A 24,985-nucleotide genomic window follows, 5' to 3' on the forward strand; every position below is an offset into this window, starting at 1 on the left:
CCCGCAAGGAAAATCAGCCGCGCGCGCGGGGGCGTTTGCGCGGCGGGGCGTGCAGAGCCGGTCTGACAATCGCGTGAAGCGTCAGCCGCGGCTGCCCTTGCGGACCTTGTTGCGCTTGATCTTGTGGCGGATCTGCTTGCGCTTGCCGCTTGCCGGACCGCTGCGGCGGCCCTTGCCGGCCCGCCGGCCCTTGCCCCGCGGCAGGGCCTTGCCCTCGATCGACAGAAGCTCAAACAGAAGCCCGCCGGTCACCGGCACCGCTTCGGACAGGCGCACCGTGGCCGGCATGCCAAGGCCGATCACGCGCCCCGACTGCTCGCCTGTCAGGGTCTGGTCGTCGGGATCGTGGCGGAAATATTCGTGCCCGAGGGCGGAGACGGGGATCAGCCCGTCGGCGCCGGTCTCGTCGAGTTTCACGAAAAGCCCGAATTTGGCGACGCCCGAGACGCGCCCCTCGAACTCCGCGCCCACGCGGTCGGCGAGATAGGCCGCCAGATAGCGGTCGTTCGTGTCCCGTTCGGCCAGCATGGAGCGCCGTTCGGTCTGGGAGATTGCCTCGCCGATCTCCTCCATCTGCTCCTCTTCCTCGGGCGTCAGCCCGTCGGATCCCCAGCCGAAACTGGCGATGAGTGCACGATGCACGAGCAGGTCGGCATAGCGCCGGATGGGCGAAGTGAAATGCGCATAGCGTTTCAGGTTCAGCCCGAAATGGCCGAAATTGCGCGGGCTGTAATAGGCTTGTGTCATCGAGCGCAGCACCGAGAGCGACACCATCTCCGCATCTTCGGTGTCAGCGGCCGCATCGAGCAACCGGTTGAACTGGGACGTCTTCAGCACCTGTCCCTTGGCCAGCGTCAGCCCGACCTCTTCGAGCACCGCGCGCAATGCCTCGATCTTGTCGGGATTCGGTTCTTCATGGACACGGTACATGGTCGGGCGGCGGCGCTGTTCCAGCGTCTCGGCCGCGCAGACATTGGCGAGCACCATGAATTCCTCGATCAGCCGGTGGGCATCGAGCCGTTCCTTGAAGGCGACCGACGTGACGCGGCCCTCGTCCGACAGGATGATCTGGCGTTCCGGCAGGTCGAGATGGAGCGGCGCGCGCCTGTCGCGGGCCTTTTTCAGCGCGGCATAGGCCTGCCAGAGCGGCGCGATGACCTCTTCGGCCAGCCCGTCAGGCACGGCCGACGCATCGCCGTCTGCTGCCGCCTGCGCGGCCTCGTAGGCGAGCGAGGCGCGCGAGCGCATCAGCCCGCGGGTGAACCGGTGGGCACGTTTCTCTCCGTCCGCGCCGATGACGATCCGGAGCGCCATGCACGGCCTCGGCACATCGGCATGGAGTGAGCAGAGATCGCCCGAGAGCGCATCGGGCAGCATCGGCACGACCCGATCGGGGAAATAGGTGGAGTTGCCGCGCTTGCGCGCCTCACGGTCGAGCGCGGAGCCGGGACGCACGTAATGCGCCACATCCGCAATCGCCACCCAGAGGATGAACCCGCCTTCGTTTTCGGGATCGGGGTCGGGCAGGGCGCAGACAGCATCATCGCGGTCCCGCGCATCGGCCGGATCGATGGTCAGAAGCGGGATGTCGCGCAGGTCCTCGCGCCGTCCGGGTTCGGTGACGGGTTCCGCCTTCGCCGCCTCTTCCAGCACGCGGTCTGGGAAGCTGTCGGGGATGCCATGTTCGTGGATCGCGATGAGCGAGACCGATTTCGGCGCCTGCGGGTCGCCCAGCCGTTCGGTCACGCGGGCCTTCGGCAACCCCATGCGGTTGCGCGGCCCGATCTGGATCGCCTCGACCAGTTCCCCGTCCCGCGCGCCGTTCCGGTCGCCCGGTTCCACCCGCCATTCATGGCCGGATTTCTTGTCCACCGGTTCAATCCGGCCGCCGAAATCGGCCTGCCGGAAGATGCCGAGCACGCGGTTGGGCGCGGACCCGATCTTGCGGATGAGCCGGGCTTCGAGCGGCGGATCGCCCCCTTCGACCGGGCTGAGCCGGCAGAGGATCCGGTCCCCGATACCGAGCGCCGGTCCGCCCTTCTGCGGCACGAACAGCGCGCGCGGCGGCGTGCCCTTGCCCTCCCAGACGGTGGGTTCTGCCAGAAGGTCGCCATCGTCGGTGCGGGCGATGACCTGCAACAGCTCGACCGGGGCCAGCCCGTCGCGGCCGCGGTCGCTGCGCTTGCGGCCGGGGATCGCGCCCTCGGCCGTCAGTTCACGCAGGATCCGCTTCAGTTCGATCCGGCCCGCGCCCTTGATGTTGAAGGCGCGCGCCACGTCGCGCTTGGAGGCGCGGCCGGGATTGTCGCGGATCCAGTCGCGGATCTCGTCCTTGGTCGGAAAGGGTGTCATGCCTCCGGCCTATCACGGGCGCTGCGGCCCGTCATGCGGTTTCAGCGCGCGATGCCGAACACGAAAACGGCAACGGCGATCGTCAGAAGCACCGACAGGCGCAGCCAGGACGCGATGCGTTTCAGCCGGGCGCGGTCGGGCGGTGTGCCGGCGCGGGCCGCGGCCATCGGGAGCCATGTGAGCGCAAGCAGCAGCACGGTCGTGACCGCGGCCAGCGCAAGCTTCAGGTAGAAGGCCGGACCGAGCGCCCATGTGCCATATTTCAAGGCAACCAGACCGACACCGCTGATCCAGAACAGGGCAATCGCGACCAGACCCGTCTTGCGGAATGTGGCCATGGCCTGCGGCACGAGTGGCGGCGGCGGACCGTCGAGCGCCTCGGCACGCGCGCCGAGTATTGCATTGCCCAGAGACGCGCCGCCGCCAAGAAACAGCGCGATCATATGGATGAATTTGAGCAGGAAAATCACGAAACAGTCCCTCCGTTTTCGGGCCACTATGCCCGAAAACGGAACGCTGTCCTACTGCCCGTCCGCAAGGCGCAGCTGCGGTCAGGCGTCTGCCTTGCTGCTTTTGGCTGCGGTTTTCTTCTTGGCCGCCGGTTTCTTCGCGGCTGTTTTCTTGGTGGTCTTTTTGGCGGCTGTCTTTTTCGCCGGTGCCTTGCGCTTCTTGGTGCCGGCCTTGGCCGTGATCAGCGCCACGGCCTCGTCCATCGTGACGGATTGCGGATCGCTGTCCTTGGGCAGCGTCGCGTTGACCTTGCCCCATTTCACGTAAGGGCCATAGCGTCCGTCCATGACGTTGACAGGGCCGCCCTCGGTCGGGTGTTCGCCCAGTTCCCGCAAGGGCTTGGCCGTCGATCCGCGCCCGCCGCGCGCAGCCTTCTGCGCCAGCAGTTCGACCGCGCGGTTCATGCCGATGGTCAGCACTTCCGCCGGGTCCTTGATGTTGGCGTAGATCTTGGCGGGCTTCCCGCCTTCTTCTGCCGCGGGTTTGGTGTGCATCACGTAGGGCCCGAACCGTCCGATGGATGCCTCCACCGGGCCGCCCTCGGGATGTTCGCCAATGAGCCGCGGCAGCGACAGAAGCTCCAGCGCCCGCGCCAGATCGATGTCGCCCAGATCCATGCCCTTCGGGATGGAGGAGCGTTTGGGCTTCGGGTTTTCCTCTGTCAGTTCGCCCAGCTGGACGTAAGGCCCGAAGCGGCCGGTGCGCAGCGTTACCGGCTCGCCGTCATCGTCATGGCCGAGCAGCTTGCCGTCCGGACCGGCGATATCGCCGCCTTCCAGCTCGCCGGCAAGCGGGCGGGTGTAGCGGCATTCGGGATATTCCGAACAGCCGATGAAGGCACCGCCCGAGCGCGCGGTGCGCATCGACAGCCGGCCCTTGCCGCAGTTGGGGCACAGGCGCGGATCGCTGCCATCTTCCTTCGGCGGGAAAAGATGCGGCTCCAGAACCTCGTTGATCTTCTCCAGCACATCGGTGATGCGCAGTTCCGAGGTCTCGGCAATCGCGGCGGAAAAATCCTTCCAGAACCGGTCGAGCACGGTCTTCCAGTCCACCGATCCGGCGCTGACCTGATCGAGTTCGTCCTCCAGATTGGCAGTGAATTCATAGCCGACATATTTGCGGAAATAGTTTTCAAGGAAAGCCGTCACCAGCCGGCCCTTGTCTTCGGGGATCAGCCGGTTCTTGTCCTTGCGCACATAGTCACGGTCCTGAATCGTCGTTACGATCGACGCATAGGTGGAGGGGCGGCCGATGCCGAGCTCCTCCATCCGCTTGACGAGCGTCGCCTCCGTGTAGCGCGGCGGCGGCTGGGTGAAATGCTGCTCCGGCGTGACCGAACGCTTGTCGAGCGCATCGCCCGTGTCGATCTGCGGCAGGCGGGCATCGTCATCCTCGACCACATCGTCGCGGCCTTCCTCGTAGACGCGGATGAACCCGTCGAACTTGACCACCTGTCCGGTCGCACGCAGGCCGATCTGCTCGTCCTCGGAGCGGATTTCCACCGTCGTGCGCTCGAACCGGGCCGCTTCCATCTGGCTGGCGATCGTCCGTTTCCAGATCAGGTCATAGACCTTGCGCTGGTCGGGTTCGAGCCGGCCGAGGCTGGCGGGATCACGCGACATGTCGGTCGGGCGGATACATTCATGCGCTTCCTGCGCGTTCTTCGCCTTGTTCTTGTACATGCGCGGCGATTTCGGGACATAGGCGTCGCCATAGCGGTCGCGCACCACATCGCGGGCCGACATGACCGCCTCGGGCGCCATGTCGATCCCGTCGGTTCGCATATAGGTGATATAGCCCGCTTCATAGAGGCGCTGGGCCGCGTTCATCGTCTGCCGCGCGCCCATCCCGAACTTGCGCGACGCTTCCTGCTGGAGCGTGGACGTCATGAAGGGTGCGGACGGGTTGCGGGTTGCGGGCTTCGCCTCCACCGAGGCGACGGTGAGCGCGCGCGAGGAAATGGCGCTGACGGCCAGCCCCGCCTTGTCCTCGGTGCCGAGGTCGAATTTTTCGAGCTTCTTGCCGCCGAAAATCGTCAGGCGGGCGTCGAATTCCTGCCCGCGCGGGGTCGCGAGCCGGGCCGATACACTCCAATATTCCTGCGCGCGGAAGGCTTCGATCTCCATCTCGCGCTCGACGATCAGCCGCAGCGCGACCGACTGGACGCGACCGGCGGATTTCGCACCGGGCAATTTGCGCCACAGGACCGGCGAGAGGTTGAACCCCACCAGATAGTCGAGCGCACGGCGCGCGAGATAGGCTTCCACCAGTTCCATGTCGATCTCGCGCGGGTTGGCCATCGCCTCGGTGACCGCATTCTTGGTGATCGAGTTGAAAACCACGCGCGCGACATCGGTGCTCTTCTTCACTGCCCGCCGTTTGCTCAGCGCTTCGAGCAGGTGCCAGGAAATCGCCTCCCCCTCGCGGTCGGGGTCGGTGGCGAGGATCAGCCGGTCGTCATCCTTCAGCGCGTCGGCGATCGCGCGCACATGTTTCTGGGATTTGCTGTCCACCTCCCACTTCATGTCGAAGGCGTTTTCCGTGTCGACCGACCCGTCTTTGGGCGGCAGGTCGCGCACATGGCCGTAGGAGGCGAGCACGGTGTAATCGTCACCGAGATATTTGTTGATGGTCTTGGCCTTGGCAGGCGATTCGACGACAACAACGGCCATGCGGGGTCTCCGGATTCTGGACGTGGAATTTGGGCGGGGAAGATGTGGGTGGAAGCGACCGCTTGTCAATGGGCGCTGTTTCACCGGTTTCGCTCACCCGTAGGGTGACTTTTTTGAGAGGGCCGGATGCGTCGCGCGGGCGCGGTCAGGGCAGGGCGGCGACCTGACCGCCGGCGATCCGTTGCACACGGCCCTGCAGTTCGAGCGTGACGAGTGCGCTGGCGAACCGGTCGGCGGGAAGCCGGCTGTCGGACTGGACGCGGTCCAGCGCAACCGGGCTCGGCCCGAGCAGGCGCATCAGCCGCGCACAATCATCCTCCGGTTCGGGAGGTTGCTCCGGTTCCGCCTGTGGCGTCGGTGTCCGCTTTGCGACGGGAACCGGGTCCGGCGACGTTGGCTGCAGGCTTTCACAAGAAAATTGGGCCAGAATATCCTCCGCGCCGCGCACAAGTGTCGCCCCGTCGCGGATCAGCATGTTGCACCCGCCAGCGCGGGCATCCATCGGGTGGCCGGGCACGGCCATCACATCGCGCCCCAGATCGAGCGCGGCGCGCGCCGTAATGAGCGAGCCTGAACGCGTCGCGCCCTCCACCACCACGAGCGCGCCGGCCAGTCCGGCAATGATCCGGTTGCGCTGCGGGAAATGCCGCGGCTGGGGCTGGAGGTCCGGGGGCATCTCGCTCAGAAGCAGCCCTTCCCGCGCAATCCGTTCGGCCAGCGGGCGGTTGGCCTGCGGCGCGATCCGGGTCAGCCCGCCCGCGATGACGGCCACCGTGCCGGTGGGGCAGGCGGCGTCATGGGCGGCGGCGTCGATCCCGCGTGCAAGCCCGGACACGATCCCTATACCGGCCGCGCCGAGGTCGCGGGCGAGGCGCGCGGCCATGCGCATCCCAAGCGCCGAGGCATTGCGCGCGCCCACGAGTGCGACAAGCGGCTGCCCGAGCAGGTCGAGCCGGCCGGCCGCCCAGAGAAACGGCGGCGCGTCGGGCGCATCGGCAAGGTGCGCCGGATAGTCCGGCTGGCCGAGAAAGAGCGGACGGTGCCCGAGCCGTGCGGCCCGGTCCCATTCCGCCTGCGCATCGGCCTCGGAACAGGGGCGATAGGCGGCAACGCCGGCGCTGCGGGCAATATCGGGCAAGGCAGCGAGTGCCGCCGGGGCCGATCCATGTTCGGCCATCAGGCGGCGAAAGGTCATCGGCCCGACCCGGTGCGACCGGATCAGGCGCAGCCGCGCCAGCTCTTCCGCCTCGGAAGCGGGTGGCGCGGGCAGGAAATGGCGGCTTTCCTCTTCGAAAAAGGCGAGGTCGGACAACATGACCCGAGCCTCGCGCGGCTTGGTTAATGGAGCGTGAAGCGGTGCCCGGCCGGGGCAGTCCGCGTCAGGCGGCGCTGCCGCCCACGGTCAGGCCGCCGATGCGCAGCGTCGGCAGACCGACACCCACCGGCACCCACTGGCCCTGCTTGCCGCAATTGCCCATGCCCGGGTCGAGCGCCATGTCATTGCCGATCGCACGGATCTGCTTCAGCGCAGTGGCCCCGTCGCCGATCAGCGTCGCGCCTTTCACCGGCGCGCCGACTTTGCCGTTCTTCACCCGGTAAGCCTCGGTGCAGGAGAAGACGAACTTGCCGTTGGTGATGTCCACCTGTCCGCCGCCGAAGCCGACGGCGTAAAGCCCGTCATCGAGCCCGGCAAGGATCGCGGCCGGATCGTCCGACCCGCCCAGCATGTAGGTGTTGGTCATCCGCGGCATCGGCGGGTGGGCATAGGATTGGCGCCGCCCGTTGCCGGTCGGCTCCACCCCCATCAGACGGGCATTCTGCCGGTCCTGCATATAGCCCACGAGGATTCCATCCTCGATCAGCACATTGCGCTGGCTCGGCGTGCCTTCGTCATCGAAGGAGATCGAGCCGCGCCGGTCGGGGATCGTCCCGTCATCGACGACGGTGACGCCGGGCGCGGCGACCCGTTCGCCCATCAACCCGGCGAAGGCCGAGCTTTTCTTGCGGTTGAAATCGCCTTCCAGCCCGTGGCCCACGGCCTCGTGCAACAGGATGCCGGGCCAGCCGGGCCCGAGCACCACATCCATCACCCCGGCGGGTGCGGGTTCGGCATCGAGGTTCACAAGCGCGACGCGCAGCGCCTTGTCGGCGGTGCTTTTCCAATGGTGACCGTCGAGCAGCGGCGCGAGGCCGAACCGCCCGCCGCCGCCGGCGCTGCCGCTCTCGCGGCGGCCGTTCTCCTCGACGATGACAGAGATGTTGAGCCGCGTCATCGGACGCGCCTCGGCCAGACGCAGCCCGTCGGGGCGCAGGATCTCGACCTCCTGCATGCTGGCCGCGATGGTGGCCGAGACCTGCACGACCCGGCTGTCGCGCTCGCGGGCATAGGCGTCGATCTCGCGCAATGTCTCCACCTTCACCGGGAAGGTGGCGTCATCGAACGGGTCTCGATCGGTATAGAGCCGCTGGTTCGTGGGTTTCGGCGCATGGGCCATCTTGCCGCCGCCATCTCCGACCGCAAGCCGCGCGGTTTCCGCGGCGCGCTTCAGCGCGGCGTCAGACAGTTCTGTGGAATGGGCATAGCCCGCTGTTTCCCCGCGCACAGCCCGCAGACCGAACCCTTCGGAGGCGTCATAACTCGCGGTCTTCAGCCGCCCGTCATCGAAGACGAGCGCTTCGGACCGGCGGCGTTCGAGGAACAGTTCCCCGTCATCCGCGCCATCTGTGGCCCCGCGCAAGACTTTCAGGGCCGCGCCCTCGTCCAGATCGGTCTCGAAGGGGCGGAAACGGGAATTGTCATCGGACACGTCACTCTCCTCCTGCCGCGCCGATCCGAAATGCTGGACTTTAGCGGCCGAATGCCGCAAAGGGTCCGCTTGAGATCGGGGCCGTGATGTGGTTCTTCATAGCTAGGGTACAACTGGGGATTCTGCCAGACCTGTGGCATTGAATTCCACGAGCGGCGCTCCGCGTGCAGAAAGACAGGAAGACAGAAATGCAGCTTCGCAAGACTATGAGCAGCGTCACGGCATTTGCATCGGGCATGCTGGTGGCCGGGGTCGCCTTCGCACAGGCAACCCTGCCCGAGCTGGAAACGATCGGCAAGCCGGTGGACGGCGCGATGGGCTTCCAGCCTGCCGTGACCGAACTGGCGGAAGACATCCACTGGCTCGACAATATGCTTCTGGTGATCATCACCTTGATTTCGCTCTTCGTCGTGGCCCTGCTGGCCTATGCGATCGTGCGTTACAACAAACGTGCCAACCCCGAGCCGGCGCGCTTCACCCACAATACCGCCATCGAGATTGCCTGGACGCTGATTCCGGTCGTGATCCTGATCTTCATCGGAGCCTTCTCGCTGCCCGTCCTGTTCAAGCAGCTGAACGTGCCGGAGCCCGACGTGACCATCAAGGCCACCGGCAACCAGTGGTACTGGTCCTACGACTATGCCGATGCGGAAACCGAGTTCACCTTCGACGCGCTGATGCTGGCGAAGGACGAACTGGCCGAATATGGCTATGACGAGAGCGACTATCTGCTGGCCACCGACAATCCGGTCGTCGTGCCGGTGAACAAGGTCGTGCACATGCTGGTGACCGCCTCGGACGTGATCCATGCCTGGACCATCCCGTCCTTCGGCGTGAAGATCGACGCCGTTCCGGGCCGCCTGAACGAGACCTGGTTCAAGGCCGAGAAGGAAGGCATCTATTTCGGCCAGTGTTCCGAACTGTGCGGCAAGGACCATGCCTACATGCCGATCGTGGTGAAGGTCGTCTCCGAAGAGGCCTACGCCGCGTGGATCGAAGGCGCGATCTCCGAATTCGCGGGCCTCGACACGCCGATCGAACTGGCCAAGGCCAACTGAGCTAGGCCGTTCCGGCCGGCATTGTGACACCCCGTGCGGGGCCTTCGGGCCCCGTTCGCTGATGGATGAACATGACTGACGCGACATATATAGAGCAGGCGGAAGCCAAGGATGCGGAGTTCGGCGACTACATCGAGCTTCTGAAGCCGCGCGTGATGCGGCTGGTGATCTTCACCGCCGCGGTGGGCCTTCTGGTCGCGCCGGTGCCAGTGCATCCGGTGATCGCGCTGGCCGCGATCCTCTGCATTGCGGTAGGTGCGGGCGCATCCGGTGCGCTCAACATGTGGTGGGACGCCGATATCGACCGCGTGATGGGCCGCACCAAGGGCCGCCCGATCCCTTCGGGCCGCGTGACCGAGGGCGAGGCGCTGGCCGTCGGCCTTGGCCTGTCCGGTCTGTCCGTGGTGATGCTCGGGCTCTTCGCCAACCTGCTGTCCGCGGCACTTCTGGCCTTCACGATCTTCTTCTACGCGGTCGTCTACACGATGTGGCTGAAGCGCAGCACGCCGCAGAACATCGTGATCGGCGGCGCGGCCGGGGCTTTCCCGCCGATGATCGGCTGGGCCGTGGCCACGGGTGGCGTCAGTGTCGAGAGCGTGCTGATGTTCGCGCTCATCTTCCTGTGGACGCCGCCGCATTTCTGGGCGCTGGCGCTCTTCCGGAACGAGGATTACGTCGCCGCCAAGGTGCCGATGATGCCCGTGTCGCGGGGCGGCCGGTCAACCCGCCGGCAGATTTTCGTCTATGCGCTGGTGCTCGCACCGGCGGCTCTGGCGCTCGGGCTGACCGAGATCGGTGGCCCGGTCTACGGGCTGACCGCGCTGGTGCTGAACGCGGGCTTCGTGGCTGGCGCGTGGCGTGTGTCGCGCCGTTCGGGCGCGGCCGCAGAGGCAGACGGGTTCAGGGCCGAGAAACGGTTCTTCGGCTACTCGATCCTCTATCTTTTCCTGCATTTCGTGGCGCTTCTGGCCGATGCCGGCCTGCGGGCGCTGGAACTTGCACCGACCGGCTGGCCGGTCCTGATCTGAGGCATGGCAATGCGCGAGGACCATGAACTTCACAAACGCCGCGCCGGTCGCAACGCCTGGCTCGGTCTGACGCTGGGCGCCTTCGTGGCGCTGATCTTCGCGGTGACGATGGTCAAACTGTCGAACCCGCAGAGCGAGGATCACAAGGCGCCGAACTATGTGCCGGCAACCGCGGGGGACAGCCAGTGAGCGACCGCAACACCCGCCGCACTGTCTGGACGCTTCTGGGCGTCGTGGCCTTCATGGGGGCGATGTCCTTTGCCGCTGTGCCCTTCTATGACTGGTTCTGCCGGGTGACCGGCTATGGCGGCCAGACCAATACCGCCGCCGCCGAGAGCGACGAGATTCTCGATCAGGAGATCCGTGTCCGGTTCGACGCCAATGTCGAGAAGGGCATGCCCTGGGTCTTCAAGCCGGTGCAGAAGGAAATGACGCTGCGGATCGGCGAAACGGGGCTGGCCTTCTACGAGGCATCGAACCCAACAGACCGGCCGGTGGCGGGCACCGCGAGTTTCAATGTCGCGCCCTATTCGGCCGGATACTTCTTCACCAAGATCGAATGTTTCTGCTTCACCGAACAGGTGCTGGAGCCGGGACAGTCGGTCATGATGCCCGTGACCTTCTACGTCGATCCCGAGATCGTCGAGGATCGCGAGGCCAAGCGTGTTCATACGATCACGCTCTCCTATACATTCCACCAGACACCCCTGCCGGAGACCGACATTAGCCTTGCTCCGGGCGGGGAAAGCGACAAAAAGGTCAACTAAGACCGCCTGACCAAGTGAGGGATTCCGCATGGCGCACGAAAAGAACCACGACTATCACATTCTGCAGCCAAGCATCTGGCCGTTCGTCGGTGCCGTTGGTGCCTTCGTGCTGCTCTTCGGCTCGGTCCTGTTCTTCAAGGATTACGGCCCGTGGGTCATGCTTATCGGCCTCGCCCTGACGCTCTACACCATGTACGCATGGTGGTCGGACGTTGTGACCGAAAGCCAGGCTGGCGACCATACGCCGGTCGTGCAGCTCGGCCTGCGCTACGGGGTCATCCTCTTCATCACCTCCGAGGTGATGTTCTTCGTCGCCTGGTTCTGGTCCTTCTTCAAACATGCGCTCTACCCGATGGGCGAGATCGAGGGCACCGAGGTGGTGCCGGGTGTCTGGCCGCCGGCGGGGATCGAGACGTTCGACCCGTGGCACCTGCCGCTCATCAACACGCTGATCCTGCTCTGCTCGGGCTGTGCGGCAACCTGGGCGCACCATGCGCTGGTGCATGACAATGACCGCAAGGGTCTGGTGAACGGCCTGATCCTGTCGATCGTGCTGGGCGTGCTCTTCACCATCTTCCAGATCTACGAATACAGCCACGCGGCCTTCGGTTTCTCGGGCAACATCTACGGCGCCAATTTCTTCATGGCGACCGGCTTCCACGGCTTCCATGTCGTCGTCGGCACGATCTTCCTGTTCGTCTGCCTGCTGCGCGCCATGCGCGGGCATTTCACGCAGGAGAAGCATATCGGCTTCGAGGCTGCCGCCTGGTACTGGCACTTCGTGGACGTGGTGTGGCTCTTCCTCTTCGCCGCGGTCTATATCTGGGGCGGCTGACCCGCAGCCCTGTCAGGTGAGAACGGAGAAACGCGGGCAGGGCCCGCGTTTTTCATGAAAGGAGACCGCCACCATGTCCCGCCGGATGATCTTTCCGCTGCTGCTCGGCCTCGTCGGGGCAACGGTTCTGGTGTCGCTCGGGGTCTGGCAGATGCAGCGGCTCGACTGGAAGCTTGGCGTGATCGCTGCCATCGAGGCGCGGATCGACGAGGCGCCTGTCGCGATCCCCGACAGCCCGACGGAAGCGGATGACGAATATCTCGCCGTACGCGCGGAAGGCCGGATCGGCGGACCGGAACTGCATGTTCTGGCTTCGACGCGTGCGGCCGGGGCGGGCTTCCGTATCATTCAGGCGCTCGACACGGATGACGGGCGGCGCATTCTTCTAGATCGCGGCTTCGTGCCGGAGGTGCAGAAAGATCTGTCCCGCGACACGGGCGCGCGGATCGAAGTGACCGGCACGCTCCTCTGGCCCGATGACCGGTCGGATGCGACACCGGCGCCGGATCTGGGCCGGAACATCTGGTTCTCGCGCGATATCGACGCCATGTCGGCGGCGCTCGACACGGAGCCGGTCCTGCTGGTCGTCACGCAGAGCAGCGCGGCGCCGCCGCCTTTCCCGCAGCCGGTGACGGTCAACATCCGGAACGACCATCTGCAATATGCGATCACGTGGTTCGGTCTGGCTGCGGTGTGGATCGGGATGACAGGCTATCTTCTTTGGCGTATCAAACGCCGGACCGACTGACGCTTAGGCAAGAGCAGGGCACGATGAAATATGTCTCCACCCGGGGTGCGGCACCGGACCTGAATTTCGAAGAGGCGATGCTGACCGGGCTCGCACGCGACGGCGGGCTCTATGTGCCGGAGAGCTGGCCGCAGATGAGCACCGACGAGATCGCCGCGCTCGCCGGCCTGTCCTACGAGGAGGTGGCCTTCCGCGTCATGCGCCCCTTTATCGGTGACACGTTCACCGATGCCGAGTTCCGCGACATCATCGCGCGCGCCTATGCGAGCTTCGGCCATGCGGCGCGGGTGCCGCTCAGCCAGCTTGATCCCAACCTCTTCCTGATGGAATTGCACCACGGCCCGACGCTCGCCTTCAAGGATGTGGCGATGCAGCTGATCGGCCAGATGTTCCAGGTTGCGCTGGCGCGGCGCGGGCAGCGGGTGACGATTGTCGGCGCGACCTCCGGCGATACCGGATCGGCAGCGATCGAGGCCTTTCGCGGGCTCGATGCGGTGGATGTGTTCATCCTCTTCCCGGACGGGCGTGTCTCGGACGTGCAGCGCCGCCAGATGACGACCCCGTCCGAGGCCAATGTTCATGCGCTGGCGGTGAAGGGCGATTTCGACGATTGCCAAGCCCGTCTGAAGGACATGTTCAACGATTTCGCGTTTCGCGACGCGGTCGGGCTGGCGGGCGTCAATTCGATCAACTGGGCACGGGTGCTGGCGCAGGTGGTCTACTATTTCACCGCTGCCGTGTCGCTCGGTGCGCCGCACCGCAAGGTCAGCTTCACTGTGCCGACCGGCAATTTCGGGGATATTTTCGCGGGCTATGTCGCCAAGCGCATGGGCCTGCCGATTGACCGTCTGGTGATTGCCACCAACCGGAACGACATCCTGCACCGCACGTTGGAGACGGGGCGCTATCAGACCGAAGGGGTCACGCCGTCGATCTCCCCGTCGATGGACATTCAGGTCAGTTCCAATTTCGAGCGTCTGCTCTTCGATCTCTATGACCGCGAGGGCGCGGCGGTGGACCAGCTCATGTCCGACCTGAAGAATGGCGGGTCTTTCGCGCTCAGCCAGGGCGCTGTCGACCGGCTGCGCGAGGAGTTTGACAGCGGCCGCGCGGACGAGGACGAGACGCGCGCCACCATCACGCGGGTGCGCCAGACCACCGGCCAGATCGTCTGCCCGCACACGGCCGTGGGCATCAAGGTGGCGGCCGACAGGCGCGGTGATCCGTCTGTCCCGATGGTGGTGCTGGCAACCGCCCATGCCGCGAAATTTCCCGACGCGGTGGAAGCCGCGACCGGCCTGCGGCCGGCGCTGCCGCCCCGCATGGCCGATCTGTTCGACCGGCCGGAGCGGGTCACGCAAGTGGACAACGACCTCGCGGCCCTGCAGGCGACCATTCGGGAGGGACGCCGCGCATGACCGTTCAGGTTCACCGGATGGGCAACGGCCTGCGCGTCGTCACCGAGCGGATGCCGTCGATGAAATCCGCCTCCATCGGCGTCTGGGTGCTGGCGGGCGGCCGGCACGAGGCGCCCGAGCAGAACGGGATCGCCCATTTCCTTGAACATATGGCCTTCAAGGGCACGAAGACGCGCAGCGCGCTCCAGATCGCGGAGGCGATCGAGGATGTGGGCGGCTATATCAACGCCTATACCAGCCGCGAGATGACCGCCTACTATGCCCGTGTGCTCGAAGAGGATACCGGTCTCGCGCTCGATGTGATCGGGGATATCGTGCTCAATCAGGTCTTCGACCCCAAGGAGATCGAGATCGAGCGCACCGTGATACTGCAGGAAATCGGCCAGAGCCACGACACGCCGGATGACGTGATTTTCGACTGGTTGCAGGAGGCAAGCTACCCTGCCCAGCCGATGGGGCGCACGATCCTCGGTCCGGCCGAGCGGGTGCGGGCCTTCAACCGCAGCGACCTGCAACGGTTCGTCGGTGAATATTACGGTCCGGGCCAGCTGGTCATCGCGGCGGCGGGTGCGGTCGATCATGATGTGATCGTCCGGCAGGCGGAGGAGCTCTTCGGTCATCTGGAGCCGCGGACCCCGCCGGCGGAGCAGGGCGCGCACTATGTCGGCGGTGATGTGCGCCGCGAGAAGGACCTTGAACAGGTGCATTTCGCGCTGGCTCTGGAATCGCCGGGCTACCGCGCGGCGGATGTCTATGACGCGCAAATCCACTCCGTCGTGCTCGGCGGCGGCATGTCCTCGCGGCTCTTCCAGGAAGTGCGCGAGAAGCGCGGCCTCTGCTACACGATTTTCGCGCAGGCAAGCGCCTTTGCCGATAGCGGGCTTCTGACCATCTATGCCGGCACCGGTGCCGACGATCTGCCGCAACTGGCGGAACTGACGATCGACGAGCTGCGCCGCGTGGCCGACGACCTGCGCACGCCCGAACTGGACCGTGCGCGCAGCCAGATGAAAGCCGGGCTGCTGATGGGGCTGGAAAGCCCGTCGAACCGCTGCGAGCGGCTGGCGCGGATGATCGCCATCTGGGATCGCGTGCCGACGCTGGATGAGACAGTGGCGCGGATCGACGCGGTGACACCAGACAGCTTGCGTGCCTATTCCGAGCGGGTCTGCGCTGGCGCCCTGACGCTGGCGCTCTACGGGCCGGTCTCCAAGGCCCCGTCCTACGAGGACCTGCAGGCAAGGTTGGTGGCCTGATCCGATGTTCCTGCGCCGCAGCCGCCTCTCCCTCGAAACCGAACGGCTGGTGCTGCGGCTGCCCGACATGCGCGATCACATGGACTGGGTGGAGTTGCGCCGCGCGTCCGAGCGGTTCCTGAAACCGTGGGAGCCGACATGGGCGCCCGACCATTTCAGCCGCGCTGCCTTCCGCAACCGGGTCTATTGGGCGCATCGCAGTTTCGATCAGGACCGGTCGGTGCCGCTCTTCCTGTTCCGCAAGGCCGACGGGCGGCTTCTGGGCGCGATCACGCTCGACAATATCCGCCGCGGACCGGCGCAGGCCGGCAGCGTCGGCTACTGGGTCGGCGCGGAGATGGCTCGCAAGGGCTATATGCGCGAGGCGCTGGCCGCCGTGGTGCACCATGCTTTCACGACCGTCGATATCAGCCGGGTGGAGGCTGCCTGCCTGCCCGAGAACCAGCCCTCCCGCGGGCTGCTGGAAGTGTCAGGTTTCAAATATGAGGGCGTGGCGCAGAGCTACCTGCAAATCGCCGGGCGCTGGCGGAGCCATGTGCTCTACGCGAACCTGCGCCGCGACCGGCGGGGGCGGACCGATGCGGGGCAGTGAACACGTGAACCGGCGGGCGATCCCGTGCTGAAGGCGCCCGACAGCGACTTTCTGGCCCGGCTGGAGGCCCGTCTCGGTCCTGGAGGTCTGCGCCCGGCCGAAGGTGCCTGGCTTGAAGAGCCGCGCGGACGGTTGCACGGGCAGGGCGCGGCGGTGGCCCGTCCGAAGGACCGCGACGCCGTGGCCGCCGTGGTCGAAGCCTGTGCCGCCGCCGGTGTCGGGATCGTGCCCTATGGCGGCGGGACGGGGCTCGTCGGCGGGCAGGTCCAGACCGAAGGGCCAGCGCCGGTCATCCTGTCGCTCGACCGGATGCAGGCGATCCGGCTGGTCGACCCGCTCGACAATGTCGCGATCGTCGAAGCCGGCGCGGTGCTCGCCGATGTGCAGGCCGCCGCGGCAGAAGCTGACCGCCTGTTCCCGCTGGCCCTTGCCTCCGAAGGGTCCTGCCGGATCGGCGGCAATCTGGCTACCAATGCTGGCGGCACGCAGGTGCTGCGCTACGGCACGGCGCGGGATCTCTGCCTCGGGGTGGAGGCCGTGATGGCGGATGGCAGCCTGTTCCACGGGCTGCGCCGGCTCCGCAAGGACAATACCGGCTATGATCTGCGTCACCTGCTGATCGGCAGCGAAGGCACGCTTGGCATCATCACGGCGGCGGCGCTGAAGCTTTTCCCCGCCCCGAAGGAACAGGTGACGGCGCTGCTAGCCGTTGCGGACCCGTCCGGCGCACTTGACCTGCTTGCGGGCCTGCGCGACCGGCTGGGCGAGGCGATCACCGGGTTCGAACTCATGCACCGGCAGGGGCCGGCCTTTCTGGCGGAAACCGGCATTGCCCATGTCCGGCCCTTTGGCGACTGGCCCGACTGGCTGGTGCTCCTGCAACTCGACAGTGGTGCGGAAAGCGCCCTTCAGGCACGCAGCATGGCGGCCCTCGAACAGGCGGCGGAAGCCGGACTGATTTCCGATGCCGTGGTGGCCCAGACCGGCCAGCAGGCGGCTGATTTCTGGGCGTTGCGCGAATCCATCCCGGCCGGCAACCGCCGCGTGGGCGCAATTGCGTCCCACGATATCTCGGTGCCGGTGAGCGCGGTGCCCGCCTTCATCGATGCGGCGGGCAGGGCAGTGGCGCGGATCGATCCGACGATCCGGATCAACTGTTTCGGCCATCTCGGCGATGGCAACCTGCATTACAACGCCTTTCCCGCCACGGGCCGGAGCCGGGAGGACTATGACGCCTGCAAGGCGGATGTGACCCGCGCGGTCCACGACACTGTGGACCGGTTCGGCGGGTCGTTCAGCGCCGAACATGGTGTCGGGCGGCTCAAGGTCGGCGAACTGGAACGTTATGGCGACCCGGCGAAACTCGCCGCCATGCGGGCGGTCAAAGCCGCGCTTGATCCCAAAGGCATCCTCAACCCCGGGGCTGTGTTGCGGGCGGAGTGACCGCCCGCTTCCTCTGAAAAGCCGGCCGTCAGTCGCCCTCGAACGCGCAGAGCGCATGCACGTCCATGCCCATCGCTTCCAGCCGCGCGCGCCCGCCCAGATCGAGCAGGTCGATGATGAAAGCGCAGCCGATCACCTCTGCACCAAGCCGCTCGATCAGCTTGATCCCCGCCTCGGCCGTGCCGCCGGTCGCCAGAAGATCGTCGACAAGGAGCACTTTCTGGCCGGCTTGCAGCGCATCCTCATGGATCTCGACCACTTCCGCGCCATATTCCAGCGTGTAATCCTGCTGCAGCGTCTTGCCCGGCAGCTTGCCTTTCTTGCGCACCGGCACGAACCCGACCGTCAGCTGGTGGGCGATCGCGCCGCCAAGGATGAAGCCGCGCGCTTCCAGCCCGACAACCGCGTCGATCCGCTGGCCCGCATAGGGGTGCAGCAACTGGTCGACCGCCATGCGGAACCCGCGCGGATTGCCGAACAGCGTCGTGACATCGCGGAACTGGATGCCGGGTTTCGGGAAGTCCGGAATGGTGCGGATATAGTCTTTGACGGTGGCGTTGGCCTGCATGGTCTTCTGCCCTTTCGGCATGGGTCTGGACGGGGGCCGGTCGGACCGGCGCTGGATCAGGGGTTTGGCGTGCGCGGCGATGCCGCTTCGGCATGGCGGGCGGGGCTGGCGAGCATCTCCTCGACCGTCGCGATGCCCTGGGCCTCGCGCGCGGCCCAATCGCCGGAAACAATGCGGTAGGTCGCGCCATGCGCGTCGAGCTTGCGGCGGATCAGGTCGTAGAAAGTCTTGCGGGCCTCGTCGCGGGCGAAATAGCGGATCGGGTCCTCCGCCCACGGCACGTCAGGGTCGAGCAGCAGGTAGAGGTCCGGCAGCACGATCCGCGCCTCCAGATCGGGCAGCGACCGGTCGAGGAGCATCTCCGCCCAGACCGAGGTGAGCAATTCGTCCGTGTCCTCGAACAGGATCGGCCCCGCCTGCCGCGCGATGGCCTGCCGGTGGGCGGCATGGCCGCGGGCGATCTCGTGCAGCTCTTCGGCCGCATAGGGTCCCTCGCGGCGGTATTTTTCGAACGGGCGGCCATATTCGGGCACGAAGGGTCCGCCGAACCGCTCTGCGAGCAGCCGCGTCAGATGCGACTTGCCGACCGATTCCGGCCCGACCAGCGTCAGCCGTTTCTGGTAGTGCGGGCGCACCACGGGCGGCACGAAAGACCAGACCGCATACGGGTTGGTGCGGATCCGGGTGGAGGAGATCGGGAAGGCCACGCGCATCGGGTCGAGCACCGTATAGGCGGCACCGAGCGCATCGGCGAGCCCGACGCAATATGCTTCCGATCCGACCACCCGGTCGACGGGACCGTCGATCAACTGGCCGATCCGGTCAGCCCAGCGAGTCGCGAAATCGGGTGTTTCCTTGGGGCTTTGCGGCATCGGCCCGTCACACAGATGCAGGATGGCTGCCGGGCACATGGCCGCGATCCAGTCCCGCCGGAGCGTCGCCGGGATGGCATCATCCACCCGGTCCTCGATCAGGATATGGAGCCGGTCCTCCAGCGCCAGCGCGGCCTCCCACAGGGCCAGATGCCCCGTATGCGGGGGCATGAAACGGCCGATGATCACGGCTTGGGTCATGGGCGCTCCTTGGCCTTGGACGGGGCGAGTTTAGGCCGGACGGGCGGCTTTGGGCAGGGGGTATGGCATCGGAGCGGTGCGCACCGTCATCCGGCTGCGGCGAGCACCCGCCCCGCCACGGCATCGAGCTTGGCGACCAGCGCCGGATCACGCTCTGCCGGCTGGGTCAGGATCGCATATTCCAGCGCCCGGTCGCAGCCATGCGGGCAGGCGTCACGGGTGGCGCCGAGAAGCGACGGAAGCCGGGCCACCATGTCCCGTGCCTTGTCGGCATTGCCAAAGAGCGTGCGGATAATGTCGTTCACATCCACCTCGCCATGGTCGGGATGCCAGCTGTCATAGTCGGTGATCATGGCAACGGAGGCGTAGCAGATCTCCGCCTCGCGGGCGAGTTTCGCTTCGGGCATGTTGGTCATGCCGATCACGTCACAGCCCCAGACCTCCCGGTAGAGGCGGCTTTCGGCGAGCGTGGAGAATTGCGGTCCCTCCATCGCCAGGTAGGTGCCGCCACGGTGTGTTGTGATGCCCGCCGCGCGTGCCGCGGCCTCCGCCGCGTCGCCGAGCCGCGGGCATGTCGGATGGGCGACCGAGACATGGCCGACACAACCCGCGCCGAAGAAGCTCTTCTCGCGCGCAAAAGTGCGGTCGATGAACTGGTCGACGATCACGAAATCGCCCGGCGCCATCTCCTCGCGGAAACTGCCGCAGGCGGAGACGGAGAAGATGTCGGTGACGCCCAGCCGCTTCATGCTGTCGATATTGGCGCGGTAGTTGATCGAGCTTGGGCTCTGGACATGACCCCGCCCGTGGCGCGGCAGGAAGGCCATGCGCACCCCGTCGAGCCGTCCGGTCAGGATCTCGTCCGACGCGTCGCCCCAGGGGCTGTCGACCGATTGCCAGGTCGCCTCTTCGAGCCCGTCGATCTGGTAGAGGCCGGAGCCGCCGATGATGCCGATGCAGGTGTCCGTCATGGGAGGGCTCCGTCAGGTCTGGCCGGGGCGGTTCAGGGGAAAGAGCGTCTCGACCGCGGCATAGTCGCGATAGCCGAGCCGCGAGAGCGGCTTGTAGAGCGTCAGGTCGATCATCCCGTTGACCAGAACCTCGTCCCGGATGTGGATGCCGGTGACCTGCCCGATGGTCATAACATTGGTCTCGCCCGGCAGGTCGATGATCTTCCAGACCTTGCATTCGAGGGCTGCGGGCGCCTCCGCCACGAAGGGCGGCGCGACGGTGCGGCTCTCGCCCTTGGTCAGTCCGGCCAGCGCATATTCGTCGACCCCGGCCTCATAGGCGCCGGAGCTTTTGTTCATCGCATCCCGCAGCGCGTAGGAGACGATGCTGACGGTAAATTCGCCGGTCTCGCGCAGGTTGGCGATCGTGTCCTTCACACCGCCGATGCCGACCTTTTCGCCGGTGGAACTGTACATGATCATCGGCGGCGTATCGGCCACGGCGTTGAAGAAACTATAGGGTGCGAGATTGGCATTGCCATCCGCGTCGAGCGTGGAAATCCAGCCGATCGGGCGCGGCGCGACGATGGCCTTGAACGGGTTGTGCGGCAGACCGTGATCGCCCGTGTCGGACCGGTAGAACATGTGCGGGGCTCCGTTTCTTCGTTTGCGCCCATTGCTAAGGCCGTGTAAGCCGGATGTCGAGGCATCTCGGACAGGGGCAGGGCAATGTTGGGAACGGTTTGGCGACGGCGCCACTGAACGGACGCACCCCCGCCTGACCACGCCCCGGAGCCCTTCCCCGCATGCTTTCCATCACCACAGAAACCGACGACGACTGGTACGAGGTCGAGGCGCTCTATGACCTCTGCTTCGCGCCCGGCCGATCGGCGTTGAGTTCCTACCGGCTGCGCGAAGGCGTGGCGCCGGTGGCGGCACTCAGCCGCGTCGCGCGGGACGATTACGGGTCGGTCGCCGGTGCGATTCGCTACTGGCCGGTCCGGATCGGAGACAGCGGCGCACCTGCGCTTCTGCTCGGACCCGTGGCGGTCCACCCGACCCATCAGGGCGAGGGGCTCGGGGGCGGTCTGATCCGCGAAAGCCTGTCCGGGGCCGGAGCGCTCGGATGGCAGCGGGTGCTGCTCGTGGGCGACGAGCCCTATTACGGGCGGTTCGGCTTTTCACGCGCTGCGGCCCGGTCGCTCGACTTTCCGCCGCCGACGAACCCCGACCGGCTTCTGGCGCGCGGTCTGGTGGACGGCGCGTTTGACGACGTAGCGGGGCTGGTGCGCGGCTGGGGGGATGGTCCGGTCGCGCCGCAGGGCTGACCGGCGCGGCGGTCAGTCGGGCGTGTCGAGCGGCGGCAGGTTCCGAATATAGTCCGACAGGGCAGGCCGCACCGATTGTGCGCCGTCCGAGATCGCACGGTCGATCACCGCGCGGGCATCCGCGATATTGGCGCGGCGCAGCAGATGCTTGACCGGACCGATGGAGGCCGGACGCATCGAGAGGTTCCGAAGCCCCATGGCGACAAAAGCCAGCGCATCGATGGGACGGCCCGCATCCTCGCCGCAGAAGGAGACCGGCGTGCCGAGCGCGTCGCAGCGTTTCGCGATATGTTCGATGAAGGTCAGGAAGCTGACATTGAGCGTGTCATAGCGGCGCCGGACGCGTTCATTCTCGCGGTCGGCGGCGAAGAAGAACTGTTTCAGGTCATTGCCGCCGATCGACAGGAAGTCGACCATGCGGAAGAACCGGTCCGGCGCATAGGCAAGGCTCGGCGTCTCCAGCATCGCGCCGATCCGCAGCAGCTCGGGCGTGACATGGCCGAGCGACCGTTCGCGGTGCACCTCGTCGAGCAGCCGCTTGCGGGCTTCGATGAACTCGTCCATCTGCGCGACGAAGGGGAACATGACGTTGAGCGGGCGGCCTTTCGCGCCGCGCAGGAGCGCCTGCAACTGCATCCGCATGACGCCACCGCGGTCGAGGCCGAGCCGGATGGCCCGCCAGCCCATCGCCGGGTTCGGCTCGTCGGTGCGGCGCATGTAGGGCAGCACCTTGTCCGACCCGATATCGAGCGTGCGGAAGGTGACGGGCCGGCCGTCGGCCGCGTCGAGCACGCGCGAATAGAGATCGGCCTGTTCGGAGCGCCGCGGGACCGAGGCGCGCAACAGGAACTGCAACTCGGTACGGTAGAGCCCGACGCCCTCCGCGCCCGAGCCCTTCAGGCTGGGCAGGTCGGCCATCAGACCCGCATTCATGCACAGGCTCACGGTCACATCATCGCGTGACCGCGCCGGGCGGTCGCGCAGGCGGGTATAGACCTCTGCGGCCTGAGCGTTCATCGCGATCTTCTCGCGGAAGGCCTTGATGACGCTTTCCTCGGGGCGCAGATGCGCCAGCCCCTGATCCCCGTCGACAAGGATCGGGTCGCCGTTCAGCGCTTCGCGGGTGATTCGCGGCGCCTGGATGACAAGCGGGATCGCGAGCGCGCGAGCGACAATGGCCGCGTGGGAGCCGACCGAGCCTTCCTCCAGCACCACGCCGCGGATTTTGGACCCGTAGTCGAGCAACTCGCCGGGACCGATGTTGCGGGCCACGAGGATCGCGTTGCGCGGGATCTCGGCCTCGGCATCCGCGCCGCGGCCGGTCAGGATGCGCAGCAGCCGGTTGGACAGATCATCCAGATCGTGCAGCCGTTCCCGCAGGTAGGGGTCGGGCACGCGGGCCATGCGGGTGCGGGTCGCGGACTGTTCCTTCTCCACCGCCACCTCGGCGGCCAGACCGCTGTCGATCCCGTCCTCCATGCGGCGCAGCCAGCCCTTGTCATGGGCGAACATGCGGAAGGTTTCCAGAACCTCGCGATGCTCGCCTTTCACCATGGCGGCATCGGTGGCGAGCATCTCGTCCACGTCGCGGCGCAGGACCTCCATGGCTTCGTGCAGGCGGGCTTTCTCCGATGCCGGATCGTCCGCCACCGGGTTGGAGATGACGATTTGCGCCTCGTGCAGGTAGACGACGCCTTCGGCCACGCCCTCCTGACCGACAACGCCACGGGCGAAGAAGGGCCGGCGGTGCGGGGCGGCCATGGCCATGGAACCGGGACCGGTAAACGCGCCCAGTTCGGTCATCTCGGCGATCACCATGGCGACCACTTCAAGCCCGTAGACCTCATCCTCGGTATAGTTGCGCGACGCCTTGTTCTGGATGACGAGCACGCCGAGCACTTCGCCCAGCCGCTGGATCGGCACCCCGAGGAAGGAGGAATAGCGTTCCTCCCCGGTCTCGGGCATGTAGCGGAAGCCCGGCATCGAGGGCGCATCGGGCACATTGATCGGGGTGGCGGTCTCGGCGATGATGCCGACGAGCCCCTCGCCCACGCGCATCCGCGTCTCGTGGACGGCTTCCTTTTTCAGGCCCTCGGTGGCGCAGAGCTCCAGCGTCGTCTCGTCGCGGCGCAGATAGATCGAGCAGACCTCCGCCACCAGCGAGGAGGCGATCAGGGTCGTGATCCGGTCGAGCCGTTCCTGCCCTTCGCCGGCTTCGGCCAGCGTGTTGCGCAGGCGCTTGAGCAAGACGCGGGATTCAACGCCCTTCTTATCTGCCATTGTGCCCCATGTCCCGGTTCAGGGTGCCTTTTCGAGTTCGAAAGCATCATGCAGGGACTGCACGGCGAGTTCCAGATATTTGCGGTCGATCAGCACCGAGACCTTGATCTCGGACGTGGTGATGACCTTGATGTTGACCCCGTCAGCGGCAAGGGCGGCGAACATCTTGCGCGCAACGCCGGTGTGCGAGCGCATGCCGATGCCCACGATGGACACTTTGGCGACGTCCGGATCGGCTTCCAGTTCGCGGTAGTTGATCGTGCCTGCGGTCTTGGCATTTTCGAGCGCCTGGCTTGCACGCGGCACATCGTCGACAGCGAGCGAGAAGGTCATGTCGGTGCGCCCCTCCTCGGAGATGTTCTGCACGATCATGTCCACATTGATCGCCGCATCCGACAGCGCCCCGAAAATCGCCGCGGCGATGCCGGGCCGGTCGGCCACGCTGATCAGGGTCATTTTCGCTTCGTCGCGCGAATAGGCCACGCCGGAGACAACATTGCTTTCCATGATTTCTTCCTCATCACACACCAGCGTGCCGGGCAGATCCTCGAAGGAACTGAGCACCTGGAGCCGCACCTTGTAGCGCATGGCCAGTTCGACCGACCGGGTTTGCAGGACCTTGGCCCCGAGCGACGCCAGCTCCAGCATTTCCTCGTAGGCGATGCGGTCGAGCTTGCGGGCCTTGGGGGTGATCCGGGGGTCGGTCGTGTAGACCCCGTCCACGTCGGTATAGATATCGCAGCGTTCCGCGCCGAGCGCGGCGGCAAAGGCGACCGCGGTCGTGTCCGACCCGCCGCGACCAAGCGTGGTGATCCGGCCATCCGGGCCGACACCCTGGAAGCCCGCGATCACCGCATGCAGCCCCTCGTCGAACTTGCGGTCGAGATTGGCGGTCTCGATCTCCTCGATCCGGGCCGCGCCGTGGGCGTTGGTCGTGCGGACAGGCACCTGCCAGCCGAGCCAGCTGCGCGCAGGCACGCCCAACTCCTGCAAGGTGAGCGCCATCAGCCCCGCGGTGACCTGCTCGCCCGAGGCGACGACGGCATCATATTCCCGCGCATCATAGAGCCCGGGCGCATTGGCACCCGGCGGATTGGCCGCGTCGCGCACCCAGCCCACGAGTTCATTGGTCTTGCCCGACATGGCCGAGACGATGACGGCCACCTCGTACCCGTTGTCGACCTCCCGTTTGACGCGCGCCGCCGCATTGCGGATACGCTCGAGATCTGCGACGGAGGTTCCGCCGAATTTCATCACCAGACGGGGCATGGAAGGCACTTTCGCGCTGAGAAACGGGCAA

22 protein-coding genes are annotated in these 24,985 nt (G+C 66.4%); 11 read left to right on the forward strand and 11 right to left on the reverse strand.

Annotated features, from left to right (window positions below; all coding sequences use genetic code 11):
- Nucleotides 1-81: 81 nt before the first annotated feature.
- The 5 genes from rnr to tldD all read right to left on the reverse strand — a co-directional run bounded on the left by rnr (nt 82) and on the right by tldD (nt 8,341).
- Entirely contained in the window at nt 82-2,352 is a 2,271-nt protein-coding gene (gene rnr / locus GSH16_RS15425; protein ID WP_160856511.1) for a ribonuclease R, read from the reverse strand.
- 41 nt (nt 2,353-2,393) lie between these two features.
- Entirely contained in the window at nt 2,394-2,822 is a 429-nt protein-coding gene (locus tag GSH16_RS15430) for a hypothetical protein (RefSeq protein ID WP_160856512.1), read from the reverse strand.
- Between the two features lie 81 nt (nt 2,823-2,903).
- Complete coding sequence (gene topA, locus GSH16_RS15435) at nt 2,904-5,534, reverse strand: type I DNA topoisomerase (protein WP_160856513.1); 2,631 nt, start codon at nt 5,532-5,534, stop codon at nt 2,904-2,906.
- Nucleotides 5,535-5,679: 145 nt separating this feature from the next.
- Nucleotides 5,680-6,849 carry a DNA-processing protein DprA gene (gene dprA, locus GSH16_RS15440; protein WP_160856514.1) on the reverse strand — a complete coding sequence of 390 codons (1,170 nt, stop codon included), beginning with the start codon at nt 6,847-6,849 and terminating at the stop codon, nt 5,680-5,682.
- Nucleotides 6,850-6,913: 64 nt separating this feature from the next.
- On the reverse strand, nt 6,914-8,341 hold the full coding sequence (tldD, locus tag GSH16_RS15445; protein WP_160856515.1) for a metalloprotease TldD: 1,428 nt from the start codon (nt 8,339-8,341) through the stop codon (nt 6,914-6,916).
- 188 nt (nt 8,342-8,529) lie between these two features.
- Here tldD and coxB point away from each other — a divergent pair, with 188 nt between their 5' ends.
- The 10 genes from coxB (at nt 8,530) to GSH16_RS15495 (ending at nt 17,486) form a co-directional block, all read left to right on the forward strand.
- Nucleotides 8,530-9,399 (forward strand): cytochrome c oxidase subunit II, encoded by an 870-nt coding sequence (gene coxB / locus GSH16_RS15450; protein ID WP_160856516.1) that lies wholly within the window; start codon nt 8,530-8,532, stop codon nt 9,397-9,399.
- 71 nt (nt 9,400-9,470) lie between these two features.
- Nucleotides 9,471-10,427, forward strand: coding sequence for a heme o synthase (gene cyoE, locus GSH16_RS15455; RefSeq protein WP_160856517.1), 957 nt, complete (start codon nt 9,471-9,473; stop codon nt 10,425-10,427).
- Between the two features lie 3 nt (nt 10,428-10,430).
- Nucleotides 10,431-10,616 (forward strand): hypothetical protein, encoded by a 186-nt coding sequence (locus tag GSH16_RS15460; protein ID WP_160856518.1) that lies wholly within the window; start codon nt 10,431-10,433, stop codon nt 10,614-10,616.
- Nucleotides 10,613-11,194, forward strand: coding sequence for a cytochrome c oxidase assembly protein (locus tag GSH16_RS15465; RefSeq protein WP_160856519.1), 582 nt, complete (start codon nt 10,613-10,615; stop codon nt 11,192-11,194). The genes GSH16_RS15460 and GSH16_RS15465 overlap by 4 nt, the downstream gene beginning before the upstream one ends.
- Before the next feature lie 28 nt (nt 11,195-11,222).
- On the forward strand, nt 11,223-12,029 hold the full coding sequence (locus tag GSH16_RS15470; RefSeq protein WP_160856520.1) for a cytochrome c oxidase subunit 3: 807 nt from the start codon (nt 11,223-11,225) through the stop codon (nt 12,027-12,029).
- A 73-nt stretch (nt 12,030-12,102) separates the two neighbouring features.
- Complete coding sequence (locus GSH16_RS15475; protein WP_160856521.1) at nt 12,103-12,777, forward strand: SURF1 family protein; 675 nt, start codon at nt 12,103-12,105, stop codon at nt 12,775-12,777.
- A 23-nt stretch (nt 12,778-12,800) separates the two neighbouring features.
- Nucleotides 12,801-14,195, forward strand: coding sequence for a threonine synthase (gene thrC, locus GSH16_RS15480; RefSeq protein WP_160856522.1), 1,395 nt, complete (start codon nt 12,801-12,803; stop codon nt 14,193-14,195).
- Complete coding sequence (locus GSH16_RS15485; RefSeq protein ID WP_160856523.1) at nt 14,192-15,451, forward strand: M16 family metallopeptidase; 1,260 nt, start codon at nt 14,192-14,194, stop codon at nt 15,449-15,451. The genes thrC and GSH16_RS15485 overlap by 4 nt, the downstream gene beginning before the upstream one ends.
- Before the next feature lie 4 nt (nt 15,452-15,455).
- On the forward strand, nt 15,456-16,043 hold the full coding sequence (locus GSH16_RS15490; RefSeq protein ID WP_160856524.1) for a GNAT family N-acetyltransferase: 588 nt from the start codon (nt 15,456-15,458) through the stop codon (nt 16,041-16,043).
- Nucleotides 16,044-16,067: 24 nt separating this feature from the next.
- A complete protein-coding gene (locus GSH16_RS15495) occupies nt 16,068-17,486 on the forward strand; it encodes an FAD-binding oxidoreductase (protein ID WP_160856525.1) in 1,419 nt (472 codons plus the stop codon).
- A gap of 28 nt (nt 17,487-17,514) precedes the next feature.
- Here the strand turns inward: GSH16_RS15495 and GSH16_RS15500 are convergent, their stop codons facing one another.
- The 4 genes from GSH16_RS15500 to GSH16_RS15515 all read right to left on the reverse strand — a co-directional run bounded on the left by GSH16_RS15500 (nt 17,515) and on the right by GSH16_RS15515 (nt 20,722).
- Nucleotides 17,515-18,054, reverse strand: a complete 540-nt coding sequence (locus GSH16_RS15500) for an adenine phosphoribosyltransferase (RefSeq protein ID WP_160856526.1) — start codon at nt 18,052-18,054, stop codon at nt 17,515-17,517.
- Nucleotides 18,055-18,110: 56 nt separating this feature from the next.
- Complete coding sequence (locus GSH16_RS15505) at nt 18,111-19,127, reverse strand: AAA family ATPase (protein WP_160856552.1); 1,017 nt, start codon at nt 19,125-19,127, stop codon at nt 18,111-18,113.
- Between the two features lie 86 nt (nt 19,128-19,213).
- Entirely contained in the window at nt 19,214-20,098 is an 885-nt protein-coding gene (locus tag GSH16_RS15510; protein ID WP_160856527.1) for an S-methyl-5'-thioadenosine phosphorylase, read from the reverse strand.
- 12 nt (nt 20,099-20,110) lie between these two features.
- Nucleotides 20,111-20,722 (reverse strand): flavin reductase family protein, encoded by a 612-nt coding sequence (locus GSH16_RS15515; RefSeq protein WP_160856528.1) that lies wholly within the window; start codon nt 20,720-20,722, stop codon nt 20,111-20,113.
- A 161-nt stretch (nt 20,723-20,883) separates the two neighbouring features.
- Here GSH16_RS15515 and GSH16_RS15520 point away from each other — a divergent pair, with 161 nt between their 5' ends.
- The gene (locus GSH16_RS15520) at nt 20,884-21,405 is read left to right on the forward strand and encodes a GNAT family N-acetyltransferase (protein WP_160856529.1); all 522 of its coding nucleotides are present in this window, start codon (nt 20,884-20,886) and stop codon (nt 21,403-21,405) included.
- Nucleotides 21,406-21,417: 12 nt separating this feature from the next.
- Here the strand turns inward: GSH16_RS15520 and ptsP are convergent, their stop codons facing one another.
- Together ptsP and GSH16_RS15530 are read right to left on the reverse strand one after the other, a co-directional pair.
- Nucleotides 21,418-23,685 (reverse strand): phosphoenolpyruvate--protein phosphotransferase, encoded by a 2,268-nt coding sequence (ptsP, locus tag GSH16_RS15525; protein ID WP_160856530.1) that lies wholly within the window; start codon nt 23,683-23,685, stop codon nt 21,418-21,420.
- Between the two features lie 18 nt (nt 23,686-23,703).
- Nucleotides 23,704-24,954 carry an aspartate kinase gene (locus GSH16_RS15530; protein WP_160856531.1) on the reverse strand — a complete coding sequence of 417 codons (1,251 nt, stop codon included), beginning with the start codon at nt 24,952-24,954 and terminating at the stop codon, nt 23,704-23,706.
- Nucleotides 24,955-24,985: the final 31 nt, after the last annotated feature.

This window comes from Oceanomicrobium pacificus (assembly GCF_009833495.1).
Classification (GTDB): domain Bacteria; phylum Pseudomonadota; class Alphaproteobacteria; order Rhodobacterales; family Rhodobacteraceae; genus Oceanomicrobium; species Oceanomicrobium pacificus.